At 65.0% G+C, this 25,305-nt stretch carries 14 protein-coding genes; 2 read left to right on the plus strand and 12 right to left on the minus strand.

What is annotated here, in order from left to right; translation table 11 throughout:
* Window positions 1-154: 154 nt before the first annotated feature.
* The gene (locus tag PV766_RS06260; protein ID WP_421096674.1) at window positions 155-1,558 is read right to left on the minus strand and encodes a P-loop ATPase, Sll1717 family; all 1,404 of its coding nucleotides are present in this window, start codon (window positions 1,556-1,558) and stop codon (window positions 155-157) included.
* A gap of 1,439 nt (window positions 1,559-2,997) precedes the next feature.
* Between PV766_RS06260 and PV766_RS06265 the strand changes: the two genes are divergently transcribed.
* A complete protein-coding gene (locus PV766_RS06265; protein WP_421096675.1) occupies window positions 2,998-3,474 on the plus strand; it encodes a hypothetical protein in 477 nt (158 codons plus the stop codon).
* A 66-nt stretch (window positions 3,475-3,540) separates the two neighbouring features.
* Here the strand turns inward: PV766_RS06265 and PV766_RS06270 are convergent, their stop codons facing one another.
* The 6 genes from PV766_RS06270 to PV766_RS06295 all read right to left on the minus strand — a co-directional run bounded on the left by PV766_RS06270 (window position 3,541) and on the right by PV766_RS06295 (window position 17,379).
* Window positions 3,541-5,412, minus strand: coding sequence for a DUF262 domain-containing protein (locus tag PV766_RS06270; RefSeq protein ID WP_421096676.1), 1,872 nt, complete (start codon window positions 5,410-5,412; stop codon window positions 3,541-3,543).
* A complete protein-coding gene (gene pglX, locus PV766_RS06275) occupies window positions 5,409-9,008 on the minus strand; it encodes a BREX-2 system adenine-specific DNA-methyltransferase PglX (RefSeq protein WP_421096677.1) in 3,600 nt (1,199 codons plus the stop codon). The genes PV766_RS06270 and pglX overlap by 4 nt, the downstream gene beginning before the upstream one ends.
* Window positions 9,008-13,240, minus strand: a complete 4,233-nt coding sequence (gene pglW / locus PV766_RS06280) for a BREX system serine/threonine kinase PglW (RefSeq protein ID WP_421096678.1) — start codon at window positions 13,238-13,240, stop codon at window positions 9,008-9,010. The genes pglX and pglW overlap by 1 nt, the downstream gene beginning before the upstream one ends.
* Before the next feature lie 228 nt (window positions 13,241-13,468).
* Window positions 13,469-14,707: a DUF2201 family putative metallopeptidase gene (locus PV766_RS06285; RefSeq protein ID WP_421096679.1), complete on the minus strand. Its 1,239-nt coding sequence runs from the start codon at window positions 14,705-14,707 to the stop codon at window positions 13,469-13,471.
* Entirely contained in the window at window positions 14,704-15,933 is a 1,230-nt protein-coding gene (locus PV766_RS06290) for an AAA family ATPase (protein ID WP_421096680.1), read from the minus strand. Before PV766_RS06290 ends, PV766_RS06285 begins: the two co-directional genes overlap by 4 nt.
* An 81-nt stretch (window positions 15,934-16,014) precedes the next feature.
* Window positions 16,015-17,379, minus strand: a complete 1,365-nt coding sequence (locus PV766_RS06295; RefSeq protein ID WP_085468302.1) for a hypothetical protein — start codon at window positions 17,377-17,379, stop codon at window positions 16,015-16,017.
* A 183-nt stretch (window positions 17,380-17,562) separates the two neighbouring features.
* On the opposite strand from PV766_RS06295, the gene PV766_RS06300 reads away from it, so the two are divergent.
* Window positions 17,563-20,781: an SNF2-related protein gene (locus PV766_RS06300; protein WP_421096681.1), complete on the plus strand. Its 3,219-nt coding sequence runs from the start codon at window positions 17,563-17,565 to the stop codon at window positions 20,779-20,781.
* A gap of 51 nt (window positions 20,782-20,832) precedes the next feature.
* Here the strand turns inward: PV766_RS06300 and mshC are convergent, their stop codons facing one another.
* The 5 genes from mshC to PV766_RS06325 form a co-directional block, all read right to left on the minus strand.
* Window positions 20,833-22,074, minus strand: coding sequence for a cysteine--1-D-myo-inosityl 2-amino-2-deoxy-alpha-D-glucopyranoside ligase (mshC, locus tag PV766_RS06305; RefSeq protein WP_421096682.1), 1,242 nt, complete (start codon window positions 22,072-22,074; stop codon window positions 20,833-20,835).
* 74 nt (window positions 22,075-22,148) lie between these two features.
* Window positions 22,149-22,955 carry an SCO1664 family protein gene (locus PV766_RS06310; protein ID WP_421096683.1) on the minus strand — a complete coding sequence of 269 codons (807 nt, stop codon included), beginning with the start codon at window positions 22,953-22,955 and terminating at the stop codon, window positions 22,149-22,151.
* Window positions 22,956-22,959: 4 nt separating this feature from the next.
* Complete coding sequence (locus tag PV766_RS06315) at window positions 22,960-23,550, minus strand: DUF3090 domain-containing protein (RefSeq protein ID WP_064064851.1); 591 nt, start codon at window positions 23,548-23,550, stop codon at window positions 22,960-22,962.
* Between the two features lie 45 nt (window positions 23,551-23,595).
* Window positions 23,596-24,324, minus strand: a complete 729-nt coding sequence (locus PV766_RS06320; protein WP_129976750.1) for a histidine phosphatase family protein — start codon at window positions 24,322-24,324, stop codon at window positions 23,596-23,598.
* Between the two features lie 36 nt (window positions 24,325-24,360).
* Window positions 24,361-25,206, minus strand: a complete 846-nt coding sequence (locus PV766_RS06325) for an undecaprenyl-diphosphate phosphatase (RefSeq protein ID WP_421096821.1) — start codon at window positions 25,204-25,206, stop codon at window positions 24,361-24,363.
* Window positions 25,207-25,305 lie beyond the last annotated feature (99 nt).

The raw sequence follows: 25,305 nt of genomic DNA on the forward strand, positions 1-25,305 counted from the left end.
GAAAAGAATCAGGGTCAAATCTCACTTTCCCATCCATGACAATATCCATTATTACAGGGGAACCTTAGACAAGTCGAAGAAAAGAATCCTGAATATTTCATCAGATAGCGATTCCTCCGCACACAAATTGGCGCTACCAACACAATGCAATTCTTTACCTATCTCGAAGTCCCAACTCTTTAACTAGCGCCAAGTGCACCTGATGAGTCTCCGATTCAAGAGAACGTAGATGACGATCCTGGTAGCGGTAGACCGTCCGCGAGCCTCCAGTAGAACCTCCGGTACTATGCATGCCCACAGCAGAGGCCTCGAACAATTGTTCAAGCGCACTCATTGCCTGTCCCTCTGATAAGTTATTCGCTGCTGTTACTTCCTTCCATCGATCAATTGTGAAGGAGCGTGTCCTTAGCGCTTTCAGGCTGTTTACAATTGCAGTAAAGTCAGCAACATGGTAATCAAGTTCATCCTTAAGTTCATCTAAGACATGCTTGCTGTATCTGCTTTCCGCGTTATAAATATCCTCTGGCGCAATAGGTAGACTCTCGTCGGAGCGCTCTTGCGCAGAGTAGATTGCGAAAGCAATTGCGTCTCGCGGCCTCCCCAGGGTCCTCTTCAAGATATATTTCTTGGCGCTGGCCCTATTTCGCATCTCCGCCGTAGTAAATGCCTCTTCCCATCCTCGCCCAGCTGGAGATTCGACACTCCGCTGAATCCGGAGGTCAACAACGTCACTGAGCTGATCTTCCGACCAATCAAGATATACGGTGTCCTGACTCATTTTATTCTTGTCATTGAAAGAAACCTTCTCCCACAAATCTGTTCGCAGAAAAGAAATCACGGGAGCTGGCGATGGCCGGCCAAGCGCGATATAAACGTCTCGTGTTGCTTTGATGGCGCCGCCAATAATATTCCGACTGGAATCAGATCCATCCCAGGCGTCGTCGAGTCGGTCAATAAGAACTGTGGTCGGCGTCGTGCGGATCGCCTCCACCAAGAGGGATTCAAGAATGTCGATCGCCTCCGCAGTTTCCATGGAGAGAAAACCCTGCTCAGGACTATCCAACTCTAGCCCCCCACCCGAGAATATTCCCTCTAATGCAGGAAGATCCATCCGCTTGACGCGTTTAAACCAGTGAACTATCCCTTTCAGACCAGCAGAGTTAGGACCAAGTCCAATCTTTGCTAGCGCTTCGTCGCCCTTCTTTACATCCCCCGAAATCATCCTCCCTCGCAGCTTCAAATACATTGCTGTATAAATCAGCAGCTTCCACGATGTCGTGTACGCCAAGCTCTGGGGAACCCCTTTATCGACAATTCCCTTATGAAGTTCAAACACATACTCCATAAGGTCCAACTCGACGACTTCGGAGGATTTGAGGTTAGCGGCAAGGTGGCGGAATAAAGCAGTCTTTCCAGTTCCTTTCCTACCGACAACCAAGTGATTGCCCCGCGCAACTAAACCACGAATAACTCCCGTTTCCAGAAAGTAATCTAGAAGATTGGGATCGCTTTCGGCATCAAGGCGTCCAAAATCGAGTGCTGTTAGAGGTCGACTCATATCCGCATTGTGCCTTACCAACAAGCGATGAAGCGGGCAACCCTCGCGAAGCGTGTCGAGATCTGGGTGGCCGCACAGACATCTACAAACATGTGTTCGAGTTGACGGCTCTCGGTGCTCATGGGACCATCCCTGCACCAGCCTGAACACAGGTCGACCCCGGCTGGTGCTGGAACACCGAACCGGGGTCTGGGCACACGACAGATGGGACTGTCATGCACCGTAGGGTGGAGTCTATCCACACGCCCCCAGGGCGCACTTCTCATGGTTCGGCATTCGACGCCGACCTCCTCGTTCTCGCCCCGCTGGGGTTCTCACTGACGTCCTGACCTACCGAGCCTCTCGACCTTTCCGATCGAGAGGCTCGAGGTGTTTCGCTGCGACGTGTGCGCGGGCCGGTCCGGTAACCGCGGCATGTCGGGCATTCGTCGCTCATCTCCCGAGGTCCGACGTCAGCGCAGAAGACGCTGCGCGCAGGGGTGCCATTTCCATGCGTGAAACCGACTGGGCGCCAGTATCCTTCGTCTCCACTCTGGCGGTGGAGCACCCGATCGTGAGGGTCGACACGAACGACCGGGTCCAGCGTAAGCCGCACGTCACCTCCGACGTGGGGCCAGAAGTGCTGGCCGAGATGGTCTATCGGGGCATGGCGACCGGGCAGCGTTGGGGAAGGGGCCGAAGGCAAGCTCAGGGACCCGTAGGGTCTCCATACGGTTGGGCGCAGCCGCCCGCAGGGCGTCCGCGTTTCTATGTTCTTCCCGACCACGTCGAGAATGCACGGCAGAAGTTCGAGCCCAGGTCGACCACCCCGAGTGCCGTCGAGTGGACGATGAACGAACTACGGGTAGTTCAAGACCACAATGCCGCGGCCAAGACCAGGATGTCGGAGCACGTGCCCATACGCGATGCCGCGTCCGTAACCCACCTGAACCCGACCCGCGGGTGTGCTCTGGACCCGACCCGCGATGCGTGCGCACCCTACAGTGTTGACCGAATCTCAGATGACCGATTGCCCGCGGTCCTTGTACGAACGACACCGGTGCCGTCAAGCCCTGGCCCTCCGCCGAGTCAACTGCACTCGTTGCCGACAGGACCTCCCATCACGATCCGCGCCCGCTTGTAACAGCACTGGTCCGGCTTCGATATCAGGGATATGAGCACCGTCCGCCCACTTCAGTCAGGCGGCAAGATGTGTTCTCGAGCAATTGGCGGCCGGACGATATGTGAGCCTTGACATGACCGTGATTCCCTCCTCGATCGTGCGTACAACACTGTGTCTCAGCGCCATCAGTTCTCTAGCACTCGGATGCTCGAGCACCAGCGCTGACTCAGCACCCACAGACGCCGCACATTCGACCGCGAACGCGACAACGTCAGCAGGTCCACCGCGGAACCTTCAAGGTCGCATCGAAAAACAGTTCGGTGAGCCGGCGGGCGTCGTGGCGAAGGATTCGGGTGAGCCGGCGATCACCTTCGTCGTCGACAATCCCCGGATCCAACCTGACTGCACCGGCTTCTGGCAGTTCACACCGAACGGGGTATACCTGATCATGGATGTCTCCGTCGAAACGTCCGAAGACTACGCGACCGCCCGGACCGGCTCAGCCGGGTATAGCGTTTCACAGACCTTCGACCGAAACCTCAATGGATGGGCGTGGAAAGCCATCGGCCCGGATGGCAATGTCGTCGCAGACCTCGTATCGACCGCAGCGTTGAACTGCGACGAGAACCAGACCGACGTCTTCAAGGATCCGTTCTCGCCGACCTCGACGTACCAGGGCAGCTACGTTCTCGACGTCCCAGCCGGCACGACAAGCGTCTTCATCGAGTTCCCTGGGAAGGACCTCGGCTGGGAATGGCAGCTCCCCGCGAACCTGACGGCACCCGACGCAACCGGAGGCCCCGAGGGCTTCTGATCTTCGCACTCGGACAACGCACATGACCTCTGCTTCGGGACATTGATTCGATGTCCCGAAGCTCCACTACGGGCGCAACGCCTCCAGCCGATCGACGGACCAGATCTTGTTCGCGAGCGCAAGGACCAGTGCGCTGCGTTCGTCTTGTTCCGCCTTACCGAATCTGTCGAACGGCCGGAATGCCAGTCCCTCGACATCCCGGAACTTCAAGAACTGCGGCTGATGCTCGTATGCCGACGCCGTGAAGCTCGCGGCGTAGACGTTCTGCTTCGCGTAGTGCGGTGTCTTATCTTCAAAGGTCTTGCTCTGCAGGCTGCGGTTCACGTCGGCCCTGAGCAGGACCAGACCCGACACGTCGTTGCGCCACGCATCGAAATCCTGCTCGGAGTCGAAGTCGGCGCCGTCCCGGTCGTAGCTGTCCGAACGGACATGCTCGATGTCGTACGGGTTCTTCTGTCTGCGGTCGACGTAGTTGTCGAACTGATCGGCTTGACCCGACCCGACCTCGACGTATGCAGTGATGCGGGCGAGCAAGTGGTAGATGTAACGGCGACTGAACTGGTTGAACCGTAGCGCCGAGATCCCCTGACGTCCCTTGCCGACGCTCCCCTCGAACGTCACATCGTCGGAGCGAAGCTTGTCGGTGAGAATGTCGATCAACTCGCCGAGCGGTTTGCGTCGAATGTCGCGGCACAGCAACCACATCGTATAACTCACCGTGGAGTATCCGACCCGGATGTAATTGACGGTGCGCCGCATGATCCAGATGTCGAGATATGCTGCAACGACTTCGATCTTGGCGCGAACCGTCTCGTCATCATCGCCGACACACAGCGGTGCAAGCAAAACCGTGTACTGCCACGTGAAGTCGTTGTGCGCGTTGAAGAAAACCGACTTCAATTCCGGTGTGTAGGTGCGACTCGCTTCAAGGATCATCCGGTAGGCGCGGGCGAAGAACGGGAACTCCTCGACCATCACCCGCAGGTTCTGCTGTGCCCCTCCTGTTCCGATACGCTTCTCGTTGTCCCGGAGCCACCGGTGGAACGCCGAGCCGATCAGTTCCCAGTCCTTGTCCGTGGCCCCGGCCTTGCGGTCACGAGTGCTCTCCGCGTACTGCGCACGCAGCCACGCCTTGATACACGCGGCGTCACGTTCGACGTCGGGGTCCGGCTCCCAGGCGATGAGATCGAGGACCGTGTGCTTCCAGATGTTGTTGGCGCTTCTTCTACTGTCAGCCGATTCGATCGGCGCGAGCAGATAGGCCTTGAGCATATCGACGGGACTGAGCGGCTTACCACGATCGTTCATGGTCTCGAAGATCGAGTACGCCTGCGAGTCGGAGGCCGTGGAGATCTCGATGAGGCCCACTCGCCGCAGGAGCCAGTACACGAAGTTTTCGAATCCTGCACCGAGATCATTTGCCAGATCCAGGCTTTCGATGTCTCGGTATCGCTCGACGATCGTTCGGATCGATTCCTCTTTGCCGTCGGTGCTGAAGTCCTCACCGTTAAACAACGCTTCGATTACCGGCATCCGCTCGGGGATGGCCAGATTGAAGGTCTTCTCGCCGAAATCGTCGGAAAAGATCAGCGGTTCGATCGTGGACGCAACGCTGAGACCCCGGCCCTTTGCCTCTCTATACAGATGAATGAGTAGCAGAGTAAGCGAGGTGACGCGCTGCTGCCCATCCACGAGGTAGCTCTTGTTGTTGCGGTCGGCGACGATGATCGAACCCAGGAAGTAGTCGGCGTACTCGCCGGCCTTCTTCGGTGGATCGCCCTCGACGTACGACGTGTCGAACTTGTTCTGCAGGTCGGTGACGAGTTCCTCGATGTTGGTGCGTTCCCATTTGTATTCGCGCTGATACTCGTCGATGGAGAACGATCGGCTCTGCAGCAGTTCGGTGATCGTGCGGTAGTGCGGGGTGATGCTGCTCATGCCTGCTGGTCCTCCGTCTGAGACTTCTTCGCGGTGCGGCGAACGCGGGTAGCGGCCGGGGGACGCCACGCGGCAAGATCCTCGGTTGTGACTCCGAGGTCCGCGCTGTGGGAGCGCAGAACTTCCTCGATGGTGTCGGCGACCGACTCGCCGTACTCAGGGTCGATCTCGCCGTGCCATTGCCGTACCCACGGCAACAGCTCGGCCAGCCCGGCCAGCATCGGAGTCAGCTTGTCGGGATTCGCCTGATCCCAGCCGTCGGTCGCGATGCGTTCATCGACGAGGCCGGCGAGCGCGAGTGCCTGCTCGGCATGATCCCAACCCGCCCAGCCGAGAAGCATCGTCGGGTCGGTGTCGCGGTTCGCGCTCGGATAGGAAATGAACCGTTCCTTCGGAACATCGAGTTTGCCGCGCCGCGACCAGTACGAAGTCTTCAGGAAATCGGCAGGCTTGTACTTCGGCGGCACCGGAATAGGGGCGTCGAGCTCCTCACCCGCATCCTCTCGCCGCTGCAGGTCCCACGTGTGCTCCCACGCTTCGCGCTTGATGAGACCCGACGGCTTGTACCGCACCGCCGCGAGGTACGGGACGCCTTCTTCATCGAGAAGCTTGGCCAATGCCGCCGAGGTGGACATCTCATTGCTGCCGGCCCACAACCGCAGTACCTGACGGAAGTCGTCGTCGCGGTCGAGTCGGTCGGCAAGTTGGGCGATACTGCGCGGGATGGGGTGGTCACCTTCGAACCACAGATCGCGGTTCTCGACTCGATCCAGCAGCCAGTCGCGTAGCGCTTCGGTTACACGCTTGTCCCACGGCTCGGTCGCCCAGCGTCGCTTGTGTTCCGGCTTCTCCAACAACCGGATGCCCGGATTCGAGGCGATCACATCCAGGCGGCGCTGAAGGAGGTCGCGGTAGTCGGCGGGCAGGTGCGAGGGGATCTCGGTGATTGGGGTGGATCGGTGCCGTTCGAACCACGCCGTGTGCTCACCAGATTCGACGGCACGCGCGAGAGCAATCTCGAACGCGCGCTCCCCCAGCGCGATTCCGGGCAGTTCAGGAGAGAGGGTGAGGTCCTCGTCGATGAGGCCGTACAGGCGGTAGCACTCCCAATCGAGTTCCTCCTGGTGCGCGATCATCAGCGCGCGAATACGCTCGGACTCTGTGCGCGCGTGTTCCAATGCTTCGGCAGTTGGCCCCTCATCCGCGGCGATGGCAGCCGGGGAGTGTGCAGCAAGTTCCTGCGCAAGAGCATCGAGAGTACGGGCACGTTCCAAGGGGAAGGCCGGGGGAAGCGGAAAGTCCTTCAAGGTGGTGCCGTTGAACTGGTATCTAGGTTCCCAGTCCTCGTCCCCGATGCCGCCGCCGATGCCGCCGTTGCCCTTATTGAAGCAGTTCTGCTTGAGCCAGAAGCACCCCACCGAACTGTTCAGCACTCCGAGCAACCGCAGGTGGTCGTCCTCGCTCGCCCCCTCCGGCAACTTGATCACCGGCGCGGTCTGCTTGAACACTTTGCCGCCACGGTCCAGGACGAAATGGTTGTGCGTCGCGACTTCGGCGAAGGTGATGGAGAGGGGGGTCTTCAGCTTGCCCGCAGTCAAGCGGCCGAATTCATACCATTTCAGCCCGGCAGCAACTTTGGTCTTGCCTCCAAACATCTTGTTCTGCGCGAGGAGAGTCCGGTAAGGCCACATGAACTGCGCCGTCGATGGAATACCCTCGATGCTGAGCGTCTTGAAATTCGATGCGTAAGGCCAGATCACACGCTCGTGCTCATACTGTTCCCAGTCCCGGAGCTCGTCCCCGACAACCATGTCGCGGGCAGATTCTCCTCCGAGTTCTCGATCAGCGATCCTTCTGGGCTGGATAAACACATCATCTTCGAGTGTGAAAGATGTAATCCCAATCGAACTCGCAACCTTGTCGAGTATCTTGACGCTCACACTTTCGATTGCACCGACAAGTTCGACAGCGCCGCCACCGGACAAACTCCATGGGTGCGCTTTGAGAACTTCCCGCGGCAGGTTCGCAACGCTGATCCAGCCGTTTTCGAATCCAACGTCATCAATGTGATCCACGATCGCGGACCAGACGAGTCCCATTGCCGGATCGTCTGGACGACCGGGCTCTCCTCGCACACCGAGGACTGCGCGCACAGTCTTAGGACCCACGGAAGCACCCCGATTGCGACCGACCAGGATCACAGTCGGCGTGCCATGGCCGGGGATATAAGCCCCGGATGTGTCGATGACCTTCCGAAGGTCTCTGTAGGCAAGAAATTCCTCGATGAGCTTTGACCCGAACTCCCGCTTCATAAACGAATTCGACGTGATCTGTCCAACCCAACCGGCGGGAACTGCACCGTCCTGCTTGGCGAGGCGAAAGAACAACTCCATAAATGGGACCGTGAGCACGTACTTACCGTGACACGTGTCGTAGTGAAGCCGGTACAAGTCACGCAGAGCCGCATCCTTGATGCTGATGTACGGCGGATTTCCCACTACCACATCGTGTTCCCGACGAAGGATTCGCTTTAGGGCGTCGACATCCTCAATCGAAAGTGAGAACTCCTCCTGACCAATCGACAAAAGGTCGTCGCCAAGGGCTTCTTTATCCGAACCCCACAGAAGCGAGTCCCCTGCAGCAAGGTTCAATTCGATGTCGATCAACTTCTCGATCGACTTGTCCCCACTCGCATCCAACGCGGCGACCATCAGCCGGAAGCGCGCAATCGCCACCGCGAACGGGTTGATGTCCACACCGAATACCGACGCGAGTGCCTTCTGCACCAGCACACGTCGGCCGAGTGCGGGAGCCTCGTTCTCCCACCGTTCCAGCAGCCGGTGGAATGCACCGAGCAGGAAGTGGCCGGACCCGCAGGTCGGGTCGATCACCGTGAAGCCGTCGAGCGGACGCTCTTTCAGCGCCGGCTCGAGGGTCTGGTCGAGGATGAACTCCTCGACGAACTCCGGGGTCTGCAGAAGCGCGTAGGTCTTCTTCGCGAACTCGGACAGATCCTGATAGACATCGCCCAGGAAGCGGGTGTCGACATCGGCGAAGCTCCACAGCGGCTCACCGGATGTGTCCTTGTCCCACCAGAATTCGAGAAGACTGCGCGCCGCGTCACCCGAGGGGGCTACCTGGTGCATCGGCGAGTAGCTGTCGACCAACCCGCGGGTGGCTTCCATTTTGGCGAAATGCGCGACGATCGTTTCGAGCCACTCACGGTCGGTGCGCTCCGGGAACTCGGTGAAATAGGCACGTCGGGCGTCGAGTGCTTGCTGGCGCGCATCCGCGTCCGGTCCGCCGATCCACGCCTTCGACACTAGTGCGTGGTCTTCGCAGTAGCGCGCGAACACCGTCAGCAGCACCCACGCCACCGCGGCCTGCGTCACCCGTTCGTCACGCCAGGCTTGCCAAGACGCGGCCGTCCGCTGCGCCTGCAACGCGGCGGTGTACTCGGCTCGCCACCGCTGCTCCACCCCGGGCTGGCGGGTGTCAACATCCGCACCGTCGACGCGCGCACGCAGGTCGTCCTCGAGGACGGTGACCTGCCTGCGCAGCGCCTTCACCAATTCGGTCGCGGAAAAGTCCGCCATCACACCTTCTCGCTCTCCACGATCCCGGTCTTCCAAACCGGGTACACAACGAACTGTCCACCGGGCGAACCCAACTGGATCGGCTGGCCATCCACCAACGCGCCGCGCTGGCCACGCATCTGCGGCAACACCACCCATACCGGGCGGCGACGTGGTGCCGACAGGTCGGCCAGCCGGGCCAGTACGTCGAGGTAGCCGTAACGGGCCAGCGGCGACACCTCGGTGAGAACCAACGGTGTCGGCTGCGCGGCGTCGCCGAACACCCGATCCTCGAGGCCGGCGCAGACGCGCGGCATCACCTGCTCGAGCACCGCTCGCAGGCCCCGCGCATCCTTGCTTCCCGCCGCCGCAGCATCTGCGCTTCGCACCAGATCCCACGGCACACCCCGCTCGGACGAGAAGGTCCGCATCCCGTCGATGATCGCTCCGGTGACGTCGACGACCTCGCCCTGGTGCGCCTCGACGAGTTCTCGCGCGACGACCTGGTGGTCGCCGGGCCGATGGACGGGCACTCCGAACACCAGGAAGCCGTTCTCGGCCAAGGAGCGCGCCACCAGCGAGTTCCGTGACGCACCACCGTCGCCGGTCGCAGTGGACACGACGGGTCCGGCGGGCGGTCCGGTGTGAGTGGCGGTGCGGGTGTGCAGGGAGGTTTCGCTCGGCGGTGCGGCCTGCTCGTAGCGGTAGGCAGTGCCGTCCCAGGTGAGGCCGAGTCCGGCACGGTCAAGGTGTGCGTCGAGAGCGGGCCGCGCAGGGAGCCGGTCGAGTTCCGGGAATCGTGCGGCGACGCGCGCCCGGATCTCCGTCGGCGACAGCGCCTCGGTCTGGGCGAGTCCGGCAAGAGCGATGCGCAGCGCGTCGGACGGGCCGAGACTGCGGCTGTGCAGTTCACCGCGACCGGAGACGGCGGCGAACTTGGAGATTGCCGCCGCCAAGCGCACAAGACGCCCGTCCGGTGGCAGCGGCACCGGCACGTCCGGTCCGGCCGCGGCTGCGTAGGCGCGAGCGAACGCGCCGCGCACCTCGCGTGCCGCGGTGCCCATCGGGACCACCTGGGACATCGGGGTGGCGACCATGAGGTCGTCGGCGCGACGGCCCGCGGCTTCGGCTCCGGCGAGCAGAAGTTCGTCGTCGGCGACCAACGCGAGGCGTCCACCGTGGCGTCGGCGCACCCACCGTCGGGTTCCCTCGGCGGTTTCGTGCTCGGTGAGTCGATCCAGGGCGAGGCGCAACAGCCCGGCGGCGGCACGCTCCGCGAGACTCGGGGCCATGGCATCGGTGGTAGCGGCCGGAGCCTGGGGCAGCCGGGCGCGGATCTCGGCGGTGAGGGTGGAGATCGCGACTACCCCACCGGAATCGCGGAGGACCTGGTCGGCGACATCGATGAGTTCGTCGAGCAGCTCCCGAGTCGCCGGGTTCTCCGCCCAATCGGACTGCAGTTCCTTGAGAAGCTGGTTTCCTCGGGGACCGCTCTTCTTCAGCGCCGACGCCAGTTCGTTGCCGGACGCGAACGCATCGAGAGTGCCGGTGACACCGAGGAGCAGTTCCGCTGCACTGCGGCGGGTACTGGCCCTACCGGTGCCCACCGCCGATACCAACAGGGCGACGGCGTCGTCGAGGCCGAGCAGGCCCTGCTGATCCTGGGGCTTTGCTGCGGATCGGCCGAGTTCTTTGACCCACGTGCGATGCCGGTCGCGGATCTCGGTGCGGGTGGCTTTCGCTTCCTTGGCGACCAGACGGTTGAGTCGGGTGGAATCGAGCACCAGCAACTCGCCGACCGTGGTGACCTGCGCCGCGGCAAGAGCAGACACGGCCCGTGCGCTCAGCCCGGCGGCAGCAAGGGAGGTGCCGGCGACGACCTTGACTGCGCGAGTGGTCTTGTCTGCCTTCGCGGGAGCGGCGTCGAGGTCGGTGAACACCCGGCGCCAGTCGCGGAGCATTTCCTCGGCCGTGTCCGGGCGGGTCGCGACGTCGCGGGAGAGCGCCGAGGTGAAGTACGCGGTGAGACCTGCCGCGACGGGCGTCTCGAACATGGAGGGGGCGACGGTGACGTCGTCCTGCACGGTGGCCGGGTTCGCCTGTGAGTCCGGGCCGTACTGCGGCGCCGCACCGGTGGCCATCTCGAACAGGACGACAGCGGCGCCGTAGCGTTCGGCGGCGGTGTCGTACTGGTTGCGTCCACCGGTACCGAGGAACGGGTCGAGGTAGGGCGGGGTTCCGGCGTCGGTGTGGCGCAGATCGACCCCGGCCATCGAGAAGTCGAACAAGCGAAGGTGCGCGTCGGCTCGCGAGCTGGACTGGTGCACACCGAGATTCGACGGCTTGAGGTCGCGGTGCACCACCCCGGCACGCTCGAGGGCAACAAGCGCCTGCAGCAGATCGGTACCCCAGCGTTCGAGCAGATCGATCGACAGCCGCCCGCCCTTGGCGGCCAACTCCTCCGCGAGGGTGGTGCGCCCCGCGTAGTGCACGACGAGAGCCGCGCGGCCGCCGACGTTCTCCTCGGAGGCCAGCTGCACGATGCGAGGATCGTCGAGTTTGCCGAGCACCTGTGCCTCGGCATGGAGGCGGGCGGCGGCCTCGTCGTCGCGGGCGACCTTGAGGACCCGCTCGTGATCGCCCGCCTTGCGGTCCACGACAAGGATGCCGACGGCGGTCGAGCCCGCGCCCAGGCGCCGCTTGTAGACGAAGCGGCCGTCGCCGAGTTCGTCGCCGGGTTTCGCGTCGAGCGGATCGCTTTCCCCCTCGGCGCGGAACAGATCCGAGCGCACCGCCTCGAGTCGCTCGAGGAAGTCGGCGACCGAAGAGATCCGTTCTGCGGGACGGGGGTCGGTGGCGTCGAGCACGAGTTGCCGCAGGATCGAGGGGACCTGCGGCAGTTCCACCGCCAGGTCGAGACCGCCGTCGCGGCGCAATCGGTCGAGCAGTTCGCCTCGTTCCGTTGCCGGCGACTGCCCACCGGTGAGCAGGTAGAACGCGAGCGCGCCGAGTCCGAAGACGTCCATTCGGGCCGGATCGGCGGGGTTCACGCCCTCGGGAGCGGTGAACAGCCGCGCCTGGTCGCTCAGGCTGCCTGCCATCAGGCTCAGCGGCCCCGCGGACAGGCGGGTGATCCCGGTTTCCGCGTTGGCGGGCAGCACACCCGCGGTGTCCCAGTCGGTCACCTGCGGTTGCGGGCCGGTCTTGCGGTCGCGGACCACGATCGCCCGGGGGTTGAGGGTGCGGTGCACCACGCGGTGCCGGTGCGCGTAGTGGACGATCTCGGCGATCTCGGTGAGCGCCGCGAGTTGCCGCTCGAGCGTCATCTCGCCGTGGTGGTCCGCGAGCCACAGGTCCAGGCGGACGTCGCTCTCGGATTTCGGGAACACCAGGCCAATGCCGAGTTCCTTGTCCTTGACCACGTCGACGGGCACCTGCAGGCCGTCGTGCTTGAGCCGCGACAACAGCTTGTACTCGTGCTCCACACCGCGCGCCCGGGCGTGCTCCTCCGCGGACGTCGCCCCAGGCTTGGGCAGGTAGAAGCGGATGCGGGCGGCACGTTCCATGTCGACGTGATGGAAGGCGGGCCAATCCTGCCAGCCCTCGCCGTCACCGAGCGGCTGATCGTCGATCACCCAGGAACCGACTTCACGCTGGCGGCGTGGGGCGAGACCGATCGCCGTCATCAGGTCGCGGATCAACAGCGACTTTTCCTCGGAGACCGGTTCGTGCTTGGCCGGTGCCAGGAGGCGTTCGCTAAGGCCAGGCAGTCGGTTGCGGTGTTCGTAGCCGTCGACGCCGTAGAGGTTGATCTTGGAACTGGCGGGCAGCATGCACTCGAGGCCCGGATGATGCAGGTACACGAGTTCCTGCACGAACGGGATGATGCCCTTGAGGTTCTTCTGCCCGGTCTTCTCTGCCAAACGGTCCTTGAGAAGCGACGAGAAGTACTGTGCTTTCTTGCGCGCGAGCAGCAGCGGCGAATCCTCGGAACGATGGTTCCCGCGACTCCACACGTGGTCGTTTCCGCGTAGAACGCCGCTGTAGTACTTGAGTTCGATCAGGTAGAGGGTGTCGCGGGCGAGAACCAGCAGATCCACTTCATGCCAGCGGCCACGGTTGTCGCGGAACTCGAAGTTCGACCACGCCCGAAACGGTGGGGCGTCGGGAAGGATCTCCTTGATCCGTTCGAGCCCTTCGCGTTCGTGGTCGAACGGGGAAGGGCTGACCTCGACCCACCGGTCACTGTGCACCGGGTGCCCCCTCTTTCATCCGATCGTTCACGTCCGTCACAACTTACCCGGACACACGCAGTGCGGATCAGCGGCTATCCGGATCAGGACAAGGACGCTCGGACGCCTCGACCACCGGGAACATTCGACGCCGGAGAGCTCAGACCGATGAGACTGGATGACCGTCCCATCCGAAAGCACCGGCAAACGCCCAAGATCTCATCCAGCATGGTTTCGTTTCGGTCCCATTCAGCTCGCAGGTGTGCCGATCTGCACCACACGCGCCCATTCCGGCGGCCTGTCCGGAACGAAGTCGGGGTTCGATTCGCTGCGGGTCGCAATGCGGGGGAACAGGCCGACGATCGTCCGGCACCCCGGACGGCTGCTGGGCCAGGGGGTTTCCCCGTCGGTGAGCACCACCATTACATCCGGCCGGGGCCGAAGACGCAGCATCCGGGCGAATCCGGCGCGCAGATCCGTGCCACCGCCTCCGACCAGCGGAATGTCCTCGGCCTGACACAGCGGGTGCACGATCCGCGCGGCCGCGTCACAGGACAGCACCGTGACCAGGTCACGACGCCCTCCCACGGCCCGCGCGATAGCGGCGACCTCGAGCAGAGCACTGCCCAGATCCGCGTCGCTCACCGAGCCGGAGGTGTCGACGATGACACCGACCCGCGGCGGGGTTCGCCGCAGGCTCGGCAGCACCGCTCCGGGCACGGCAGCAGAGCGCCGCGCCGGCCGGCGGTAGGTGTAGTCGTCACCGGCGCCGGACGCGGAGGTGGCCGAGCGGATCGCCGCCCCCAACAGAGTTCGCCACGGCTGCGGCGGGTGCAGAGCCAACTCCGCCCACCGCTGCCACCCGCGGGGTGCACTGCCCGGCTGCCCGATGATGCTGTGCGCCACCCGGAAGCGCACAGCGTCCCGTTGCTCGTCGCTGAGCGCGTTCGCCCCCTCCGGGCCCCACTCCCACTCACGGCTCAGGCCGTCGGCACCGCTGCCGCAGTCGAGCCAGGCCAGCCTGTCGGTGCACGGACCGAGGCCGAACTGCTGCAGATAGTCCTCCATGAGCTGACCGGCGGGCAACTGCAGGGTCGACGGCAGAACGGCGTCGTCGGGTAGGGGCAATCCGTCACCGAACGCATCGTCGTTGATCTCCGCGTCGGCCGCGATGTTCATGCGTAGTCGATCGGCGCGACCACCCAGGTCGTGCGCGCGGGCGTAACGGTCGCTGCGGCCGTGGTGGTCGCGCAGCAAATGGGAGACCTCGTGAACAAGGACCGACGCCAGTTCCTCGACCGGCCGCTGAGCGACGAAGACGGGTGAGATGTAGCAGCGCCAGCGCCGGTCCACACCGATCGTCGGTACGCGAGGCGATGCGACGATGTGCAGCGCGTGCAAGGCGGTCGCGAGATACGGCCGGGCGCGCACGGCATACAACCGTGCGGCATAGATCCTGTTCGCGTCGAATGCCGGTGACGTCGTCATCGGCCGACCTGCGCGGCAGCGTCGTCCGCTGATCCCGCGACCGAGACGACACCGGCAAGCTCGTCGATCGATGCCGGCACCTCCCAGTCGTCGCGGCGCAACGTGGCCAGTGTGGTCGCCGGCACAACAACGAGATCGGGCGGCCCGGATTCCACCGCAGTGGCCAGCAGTGCCCACGCCGCGTCCCAGCGGGATTTGTCCGGCCGTCGGCGGACCGCGGCAACCACCGCGTCGAGCACGGCCTGGCGCAGATCGCCGCGCTCGGGAAGATCGGCAGCCGCCGGATCGGCGAGCAGCGCCTCCGGATCCGGAAGGTCCATACGCTCGATGGCGGCCAGCAGCTCGAAACCGGGTCCGTCACCGACACTCCCCCGAACCAGGAGGGACAGCACGTCCTTCGACGACGAGGTGGCGGTGGCGAACGCGATCAGCCGCACGGTCATGTCCCAGCTCCGCGGCGACGGCCAGGCACTGCCACGACGGGTCTGACTGCTGGGGAGTTGATGTACGAGGGCGGGCCGGGCGGCGAGGAGTTCACAGACCGCGCGGCGGGCGAACGTCACGGCGTCGGAGAACTTTTCCGGATCGAGGCGCGGCAGCGTCGCGCGTGGCCAGGTTCCGCCGAGACCTCGGACGACCACGTCGTGGTCGTAGGTCCAGTTCAGATGCACGAATCGGTTCGCCAACGGTGGACTCAGCTCCCAGCCGTCCGCTGCCGAGGACGGTGGGTTGGCGGCGGCGACGATGCGGATACCGGGCGGGAGTTGCAGTGCCCCGATTCGTCTTTCGAGGACGAGGCGGAGCAGGGCCGCCTGCACGGCGGGTGGTGCCGTCGACAATTCGTCCAGGAACAACAGTCCCCGCCCGGCCTGCACGAGCCGGACCGCCCAGTCCGGGGGTGCCATGGGGACTCCGTGAGTTGCGGGATCGTCGCCGAGAACGGGCAGACCCGAGAAGTCCGACGGCTCGTGCACACTCGCGATGACAGTGGTCAGCGGCAGGTCGACGGTCTCGGCGAGCTGGGTCAGGGCGGCGGTCTTGCCGATTCCCGGTTCACCCCACAGCAGTACCGGTAGATCCGCGGCGACCGCCACGGCGAGGGCTTCGAGTTGGTCGTTGGGGCGAGGCTCGGTGGTGACCGCGTCGAGCATCGCCGACAACGCTGCAGCACTGTCGAGTTCGTTGTTCGGGGACCGGGCAGGAAGGAGTGTGGAAGACATGTGCATCACCTGTGATGTCGGAAGGGACAGCAGGACACGACCCGTAGGACGCCCTGCGGAACAGTGCGCTTCGAGAAGGAAGGAGATTCAGTGTGATCGGGTGCGGCGCGACCGTCCGAGTCTGCGGGGTCGCGATGCGGGCGGTGGTTCCACCGGCTCGGAGACGTACCGGTCGTAGATGTTGCGGCGGTCCGCGGAGGTCCGGAGTTCGTCCAGCAGAGGTCCGTCACGGAGGATCGCGTCGGGACCGAGCAGCCCTTCGACGATTGCCAGCGCCCCGGCGGCATCTCCGTGATCCAGGCGTTCACGAACGCCCGGCAGGCAGTCGGGACGGCGATGCGCCTGGTCGATGGCGTGAAGACACGGCAATGGAGTGCCGCCCAGTCGGGCGAGCAGTTCTTCGCGCCGGATCTCGGCGGGATCATGGTCGAGCGCGGTCAGGACGCCGTCGACCAGCCCGAGCCGGTGCCGTTCACCACGGCAATCGATCAGGTGAGTTCGATTCCCCCGCTTCGGTATCCGGGGTGCTTGCGGCGGTGGCCGACCCGGATCCAGCGCTGCGGCGACCAGCGGGTGCAGACCGTCGGCGGTGATTGCTCCCGACCGGAGCAACGTCAGGTCGGGCGGCACCCAGATCGCGGCCTCGGGCAGCACCGGCAGCGCAGCGAGCCGGCCGCGCGGGTAGTCGTCCACAACACGCAATGCCACGGGATCCGTACCGCCGACCGGTTCCACCACTACGTCGAGTCGACCCCCGCATCGCACCCGCACGGGACCGTCACGGTGCCCGTCCGTGCGGAGCAGGATGCCGGATTCTGCAGCCCAGCGGTCGACGGCGCAGTTCTCCGGGATCATCGCGGCCAGACTGGGGGCGAACGCGGTGGTGGCCGGCACCTGCCCTGTGCCACCGCGTAGTCGCAGTTCAGCGGACCTGCGGACATCCCACAGGTGCCGGTGGAGGTCGAGGCGGAACCGTCTGTTGGGGCGTGGATGGGGATGGTTCGTCAAATCCGAGCCGTCCCACAACGTCAGCGCGATCCGCTGCCCCGCATCCGCCCAGGCCGGAGCGGTCCGAACGATCAGATGCATGGAACTGTTCGCACCGCAGCGTTTTCTGTGCTCATGCGGCCCGTACCGGGCCAGCGAGATGGTCAGCCCCGGACGCAGTAGTCCGTCGGGAGCTACGCGCGGTAGGTGCCAGCGCAGCAGGTCGGGAGCCAGGTGACGTAGATCGTCGAGGACCTGCGACGCAACGTCGACGCCGTGCCTGTTGCGCAGTACGCGTAGGTCGAGGTCGACGTCGAAACCCGCTGCGGCACAGGAACCGCGCCAGTCACCGGCACGACGTCGGTCGGTCGCGGCCTCGATCATGGTCGGCGGCACGGCGAACTCGCGCACGCGCAGCCAGAAGGACAGTCGGGGATCGGTCCCGTTCGCGGTCGGAGGGTGCATCAGCACTCACCGTGTGCGAACTGGGCCCCCAATCTTTGATCAGAGAAAGTTGTCATCGGCGCAATCGTAGCGTGTCGTGGCACGTGCGGCCAGTACGCGCGGCCGGTTGCCGCCTCGGGCGTGCTTCCGGTTGCGCTGGGGGTCGCATTCGCGCACGAGGTGCTGGACATAGACTGCTCACCCATGTCCGGGAATCCCGCCTTCGACCACCTCATCCGGTCCTTGATCGCCGCGGTCGGCGGGCCCACATTCGACCGCGGCAGCCGTTACGCCGAGCGGGGCGCGGTCGTCGATTGCGGATTCGACGAGGACGATCTCGTCGGTTTCGGAAGAATCGCCGGCACACGGATGTATCAGGCCGTCGTTCAACTGCACCCCGGGCCACGGGGACTCGAGTACGAGCACGGCGAATGCTCGTGCCCGGTCGGCTACGACTGCAAGCACACCGTGGCGCTTCTTCTCACATTGCTTGCCCCGCAGGAGGATACGACCCCGAAGACGCCCTCGTGGGAGGCACCGTTCGAAGCGATGTTCGAGGACCACGAGACCGGTAACGGCGTGCCCCTTGCCCTGCAACTGGCGTTGACACAGCGAACGCACGCTCCGGCGCCGATGCTCACCGCGCGGGTGCTGCGGCCCGGCCGCACGGGATGGGTGTCCGGCAACATCTCGTGGCAGAACCTGGCCTACACCTACGACGTGAACAAGCAGCATCAGCAGTTGCTGCTCGAATTCGCAGCGCTGGTACAGGCATCGACACGCAGTTACTACGGTTCCGCCTCGAGCACCGTCGACCTGTCCGCAGTGTCGCCGCGACTGTGGTCGCTGCTCGACGATGCCCACCGTCTCGGGATCGAGCTGCGCTACGCGAAGAAGAAGCACGGTGCGGTGCCGCCGCCGGGCACCGCAGATGTGCATGTCGACGTCGCCGATTCGGGTGACGGCCTGACCGTCACCCCAGCCCTGCACATCGGCGACGATTCGACCGGGACCGCCGTCGCGTTCATCGGCACCCCCGCCCACGGCGTCGTCTACCTCCCTTCAGGGGATCACGACGGCGGCGCGCCGGCAGATCTACCGTTCCGTCTCGCGCAGCTCCGCAACCCCGTTGCCGCCGGCATGCAACAACTACTGCAGAGCAGCGGTGCGCTCACCGTGCCGGCAGATCAGGTGCCGCGGTTCGCGACCACCTACTACCCGCGCCTGCACCGAGCAGCGACCGTCACCTCCACCGACGGATCGTTCACAGCACCGACCGTCAGCGGGCCGACGCTGCTCCTATACGTCGCCTTCCGTCCCGAACATCGCGCCGATCTGCACTGGCAGTTCGGCTACACCGTCGGCGACGGCGAGTACACGGTCGAGTTGTACGAACGTCTCGGCGACACCGTCCGCGACCGCGACGCCGAGGACGCGCTGCTCACCGAGATCCGGTCGGTGGTCGCCCCGTTCGGCCTGGACAACTCCGTCGACCGGCGGCTGTTCCCCCGCGTCGCCATCACCGACCTCGACACCGCACGACTGGTGTCCGAACTGCTGCCCCTGCTGACCGGCCGTGACGACGTACAGGTGCGCGTCGACGGCACCCCCGCCGACTACCGCGACGTCGGCGACAGCCTGCGCATCGGACTGTCCACCGAGGCCACCGCCGACTCCGACTGGTTCGACCTGAACATCACCATCGAACTCGACGGGGCCACCCTCCCTTTCCGGGAGGTGTTCACCGCACTCAGCGAGGGCGCGGCAACTCTGATGCTGCCCGACGGGGCCTACCTGCCCCTGGACAAACCCGCACTGCAACAACTGCGCCGACTCGTCGACGAAGCCCGCGCACTGCACGAAAACAACGATCCGGATCGATTGCAGCTGAGCCGATTCCAAGCCGGGATCTGGGAGGAACTGGCGGCGCTCGGTGTCGTCGACAAGCAGGCCGCAGCCTGGAAGAAACAGGTACAAGGCCTTCTCGACATGAAGGCGACAGCGAAGACCCGGGTGCCGAAGGCGGTACAGGCGACGCTGCGGCCGTACCAGCTCGACGGATTCCGGTGGTTGACGTTCCTGTGGACGCACGGACTCGGCGGAATCCTCGCCGACGACATGGGCCTCGGCAAGACCCTGCAGTCGCTTGCACTGATCTGCCACGCTCGCGCGAAGCGACCCGCGGATGCTCCGGTACTCATCGTCGCGCCGACATCGGTGGTTCCGAACTGGGCCACCGAAGCCCGGCGATTCGCACCGGACCTGAACGTCGTGGCGATCACCGAGACATCCGCCAAACGCGGTGTGTCGCTGGGTGATCTGCTCGACGGGATCGACGTCGTCGTCACGTCGTACACGCTGCTGCGCCTGGATATCGACGAGTATCTCGAACGGGCTTGGTCGATGCTGCTGCTCGACGAGGCACAGTTCGTCAAGAACCACCGGGCGAAGGCATATCAGTGCGTGCGGCAGATCGAGGCACCGCTGAAGGTCGCGATCACCGGAACTCCGATGGAAAACAACCTGATGGAGTTGTGGTCGCTGCTATCGATCACCGCACCCGGCCTGTTCCCCCATCCGACGAAGTTCCAGGACTACTACCGCAAACCCATCGAAAGCGGCAGCCACCCCGAACTGCTGGTGCAGCTGCGGCAGCGCATCAAACCGCTGATGTTGCGTCGCACCAAGGAACAGGTCGCCACCGACCTGCCGGAGAAACAGGAGCAGGTACTCGAGGTGGAACTCACACCGAAACACCGTGCCGTCTACGACCGGCAGTTGCAGCGCGAGAGGCAGAAAATTCTCGGGCTCGTCGACGACCTCGACAACAACCGCTTCACGATCCTGCGGTCGCTGACCCTGCTGCGGCAGATGAGCCTCGATCCGGCCCTCGTCGACGACGCGCATAACAAGGTCGGCTCCGCAAAGATCGATGCGCTGCTCGAACAGCTCGACGACGTGATCGTCGGCGGGCACCGAGCATTGGTGTTCAGCCAGTTCACCGGGTTCCTCGACCGCGTCCGGGCACGGCTCGACGCCGCCGGAATCGACTACCTGTATCTGGACGGCAAGACCCGCAAACGCGGAAAAGTACTCGAGGAATTCAAGTCCGGAGCGGCACCGGTGTTTCTCATCAGCCTCAAGGCCGGCGGATTCGGCCTGAATCTGGTGGAAGCGGACTACTGTTTCCTGCTCGACCCATGGTGGAATCCCGCGACGGAGGCGCAGGCCGTCGACCGTACCCACCGCATCGGGCAGACCCGCAACGTCATGGTGTACCGGCTGATCGCCCGCGACACCATCGAAGCGAAGGTGCGGGCGCTGCAATTACGCAAGGCGGAGCTGTTCTCGTCGGTCGTCGACGACGGAGAGATGTTCTCGTCGGCATTGACCGCCGACGACATCCGCGCCCTGCTGGCGTAGCTACGGTGCGTGGTCCCGGCAATGCCTGCCACCACACCACGCACCGACGCCTCAGCGCAGGTTCACACCAAGCAGCGCATCGACCGCGTCGGCGAACAGACCCGGCGCCGATGCGTCGTCTCCCCCGCGCTCGACGGCGAAGGTCGCCCACCCGTCCAGGGCGTCGAGGGCCTTGGGGGTGTCGAGATCGTCGGCGAGGTGCTGCCGCAGACGCGCGATCACATCGTCGGCCGACGCTGCCGACGACAACCCCGCTGCCTGCTTCCACAACGCCAGTCGCGCCTCGGCGGCGGCGAGGACCTCGGCCGTCCACGGCCGGTCGACGCGGTAGTGGCCCGACAGCAGGCCGAGGCGGATCGCGGCCGGGTCGACACCTTCCCCGCGCAGCTTGGAGACGAACACCAGGTTGCCGCGAGACTTGGACATCTTCTCGCCGTCGAGGCCGATCATGCCGGTGTGCACATAGTGCCGGGCGAACCGCCGGTCGCCGGTGACGGCTTCGGCATGCGCGGCGGAGTACTCGTGGTGCGGGAAGATCAGGTCGCTGCCGCCGCCCTGCACGTCGAAACCGGAGCCGATGCGGTTGAGAGCGATGGCCGCGCATTCGATGTGCCAACCGGGACGTCCGTCGCCGAAGGGCGACGGCCACGCCGGTTCGCCGGGACGCTGCGCGCGCCACAGCAGGGCGTCGAGCGGGTCGCGCTTGCCGGGACGTTCCGGGTCGCCGCCGCGCTCGGCGAAGAACCGCATCATCGTGTCGTGGTCGTAGCCGGACTCGTAGCCGAACTGCTCGGTGGCATCGGTCCGGAAATAGACGTCGGGGTACTCGGCGTCGTCGACGATGTACGCCGCACCGGAGGCGACGAGCTTCTCGACGAGCTCCACGACCTCGTTCACCGACTCCACGGCACCGATGTAATCGCGCGGAGGCAGCACCCGCAGGGCTTCCATGTCCTCGCGGAACAGCGCGGTCTCGCGCATGCCGAGGACGACCCAGTCCTCACCGTCGCGCTCGGCGCGTTCGAACAGCGGGTCGTCGACATCGGTGACGTTCTGCACGTAGTGGACGTCGTGGCCGGCGTCGCGCCAGATGCGGTTGACCAGATCGAAGGCCAGGTAGGTGGCGGCGTGGCCGAGGTGCGTGGCGTCGTAGGGGGTGATACCACACACGTACATCGTCGCGGTGTCACCCGGGGTGACCGGACGCACCGCTCGGTCCGCGGTGTCGAACAACCGCAGCGGAGGCCCCTGGCCGGGGACGGACGGGATCGCGACGTCGGACCAAGATTGCATGACCACGAGCCTAATGGAGTCGGAGAAGTGCTCCGCGCGGGCACCCGGGACGCGACGGGCGAAGCGCGGATGCCTCAGAACGCCGGCCAGGGAATGCGCCGGTCGCCGCGCGGATGCGGCATCACAGGATGCTCGAGCAGACGGATGATCCGGCGCTGCAATGCGCGGACCTCGACGCCGGTGATGTGCTCGCGCAGCTCCTCGGCGAACCCGCCGTCGAACCGGCGCAGCAACTTGTCGAGATCGGCGAGCAGGACCGGATCGACCGTCTCGCCGCTCCACCCCCACAGCACGGTGCGCAGCTTGTCGTCCTGGTGCAGGCAGATGCCGTGATCGACGCCGTAGACGTGTCCGTCGAGACCTTCGAGGACGTGCCCACCTTTGCGGTCGGCGTTGTTGAGGACGACGTCGAGCACCGCCATGCGCTGCAGGCGCGGATCGTCGGCGTGGACGAGCACCACCTCGGCGCCGTCCAGATCACGGGCACGCAGGATCGGCAGCCACCCCTGTGCGACCGCGCCCGCCGGGCACAGATCCACCAAGTCCAGTCGTTCCGTGGCGCCTTGCACCGAGTCGACCGTGTCGATCCAGCGCTGCACCATGCCGGGTCCGTACGGCCCGTCGCGCAGCACCGTGAGCGGAACGACGTCCCAGCCGAGCGCCTCGGAGATCAGGTACGAGGCGACCTCGCGTCCGGCGAGGGTGCCGTCGGGGAAATCCCACAGTGGCCGCTCGCCCCGGACGGGCTTGTAGACGCACCGCACGACGGTGTCGCCGTGCCGCGCGTCGCACACGAGGGTGGCGTTGCTCGCGTGCACGATCTGTCCGACGACGGTGAGGTCGCCGTCGGTCAGCGCGGTCCGCACGTCCGGCGTCGTCACGTGGTCAGCTTTCTTCCTCGCCGAACCACGAGGCCGGATCGAATCCGGGGGTGCGCAGATAGCCGTTGGTGCGGATGCAGATGTGCCCGTCGGCACCGATCGGTTCGCCGCACAGCGGGCACGGAGTGCGACCGGCCGAGACGACGAGTTCGGAGCGGGCCGCGAACTCGCGGGCCTGGACCGGGGTGAGGAACACCCGCACGGCGTCGGGGCCTTCCTCGGTGTCGTCGAGCACCACCGATTCGTCGAGTTCGGTGTCGGTGACCGCGAGCAGTTCGACCACCACCGAGCCGGCATCGGCGTCCCAGCCCAGACCCATCGTGCCGACGCGGAACTCCGCCTCGATCGGTGTCACCAGCGGGCTGACGTCGACTTCGGGGTAGTCGGGGATCACGGTGCCGAACCGGCGCTGCACCTCTTCGAGGAGCAGGCCCATCCGGTCGGCCAGGATCTGCACCTGCTGCTTTTCCAGCAGCACGCTCACGACACGGGACTCGTGCACGGCCTGCAGGTAGAACACCCGGTCGCCCGGTTCACCGACGGTGCCGGCGATGAACCGATCGGGGGTTCGAAACACGTGTATCGCGCGGGCCATCACACCTCCTCGAGTCCCCACACTCTGCCATGACGGTCACTGCCATTATCCGCGCGCCGTCTCCTGCCGGTGCCCTCGAGGCGGGTCGCCGGGTTCCTCCACCGCACCGGGGACCTCCCCGCCGGGCACGGACTTCGGTTCGGACGGGCCGGCGAGCCCGGACAGGTCCGAACCGGTGTCGTTCACGCGCAGCACGAACGGCCGGGTGTCGGTGTAGCGGACGATGCTGATCGACGCCGGTTCGGCGACGATCCGCTGGAACGCATCGAGGTGGGTCGCGAGCGCGTCGGCGAGGATCGACTTGATCACGTCGCCGTGACTGCAGGCGATCCACACGACGTCCTTGCCGTGCGTCTCGCGCAGACGCCGGTCGTGTTCGCGGATCGCGGCGACCGCACGGGACTGCACCTGCGCAAGCCCTTCGCCGCCGGGGAAGACCACCGCGGACGCGTGCTGCTGCACGACCGCCCACAACGGTTCCTTCACCAGTTCTTTCAGCTCGCGTCCGGTCCACTGCCCGTAGTCGACCTCGGCGAGCCGCTCGTCGACGACCGGTTCGAGTCCGCGATCGGTCGCGAGCGGCTGCACCGTCTGCCGACAGCGCAGCAAGGGCGATCGCACGATCTCGGTGATCTCGAGCCCGGCGAAGCGGGTGACGAGATTCTTCGCCTGCACGTGGCCGACCTCGTCGAGTTCGACACCGGGCGATCGACCTGCCAACACGTGCGAGGTGTTCGCGGTCGAACGTCCGTGCCGCAGCAGGATGACCGTCATGCGCCCAGCCTAGAGGTACGGCCTGCCGGCAGTCTGTCAGGTGGCGGAGACCACGCCCGTGGCGAGCAGCGCCAGCACGACCGCACCGAGGATCACCCGGTAGCCGACGAACCAGTACATCGAGTGGTTGACGACGAAGCGCAGCAGCCACGCGATCGCCGCGTAGCCGACCGCGAACGCGATCACAGTCGCGACGAGCAGCTGCGCCCCCGAGGCGTCGAGTCCCTCGCCGGCCGGTTCGAAGGCGTCGGGCAGGCTGAACAGACCGGACGCGACGACCGCGGGAATGGCGAGCAGGAACGAGTATCGGGCCGCGGCCTCGCGGGTGAGTCCGAGGAACAGGCCCGCGGAGATGGTTCCGCCGGAGCGGGACACGCCGGGGATCAGCGCCAGCGCCTGCGCCGAACCCATGATCAGACCGTCCTTGAGCGTGAGTTGACTCACATCGCGCCGCTGCTTACCGAAGTACTCGGCGGCGGCGATGACGATCGAGAACACGATGAGCATCGTCGCGACCAGCCACAGATTGCGGGCGACGGTGCGGATGTCGTCCTTGAACAGCACACCGAGGATGCCGATCGGGATGGTGCCGAGGATGACGTACCACCCCATCTTGTAGTCGTGGTCGGCACGGCGCTCGCGATGGAACAGACCGCGGAACCAGGCCTTCATGATCCGCCAGATGTCGCCGGCGAAGAAGACCAGCACGGCCGCCTCGGTGCCCAGCTGGGTGACCGCCGTGAAGGACGCGCCCGCATCCTCACCGAAGAAGATCTCCGAGACGATCCGCAGGTGGCCGGACGAGGAGATCGGCAGGAACTCCGTGAGCCCCTGCACGATGCCGAGCACGATCGTCTGCAGCCAGGTCATCGATTCGCCGATCATGCGGCGGCTCCCGGCACGGAGGCTGCGGCGGGGGCGGGTCGACGGTCTCGGATGCAGGGAGCAATTCTCACTCGGCGAAGGGTACGTGGTGACCGA

It is taken from the genome of Rhodococcus sp. As11 (assembly GCF_048957735.1).
Lineage (GTDB): Bacteria > Actinomycetota > Actinomycetes > Mycobacteriales > Mycobacteriaceae > Rhodococcus > Rhodococcus gordoniae.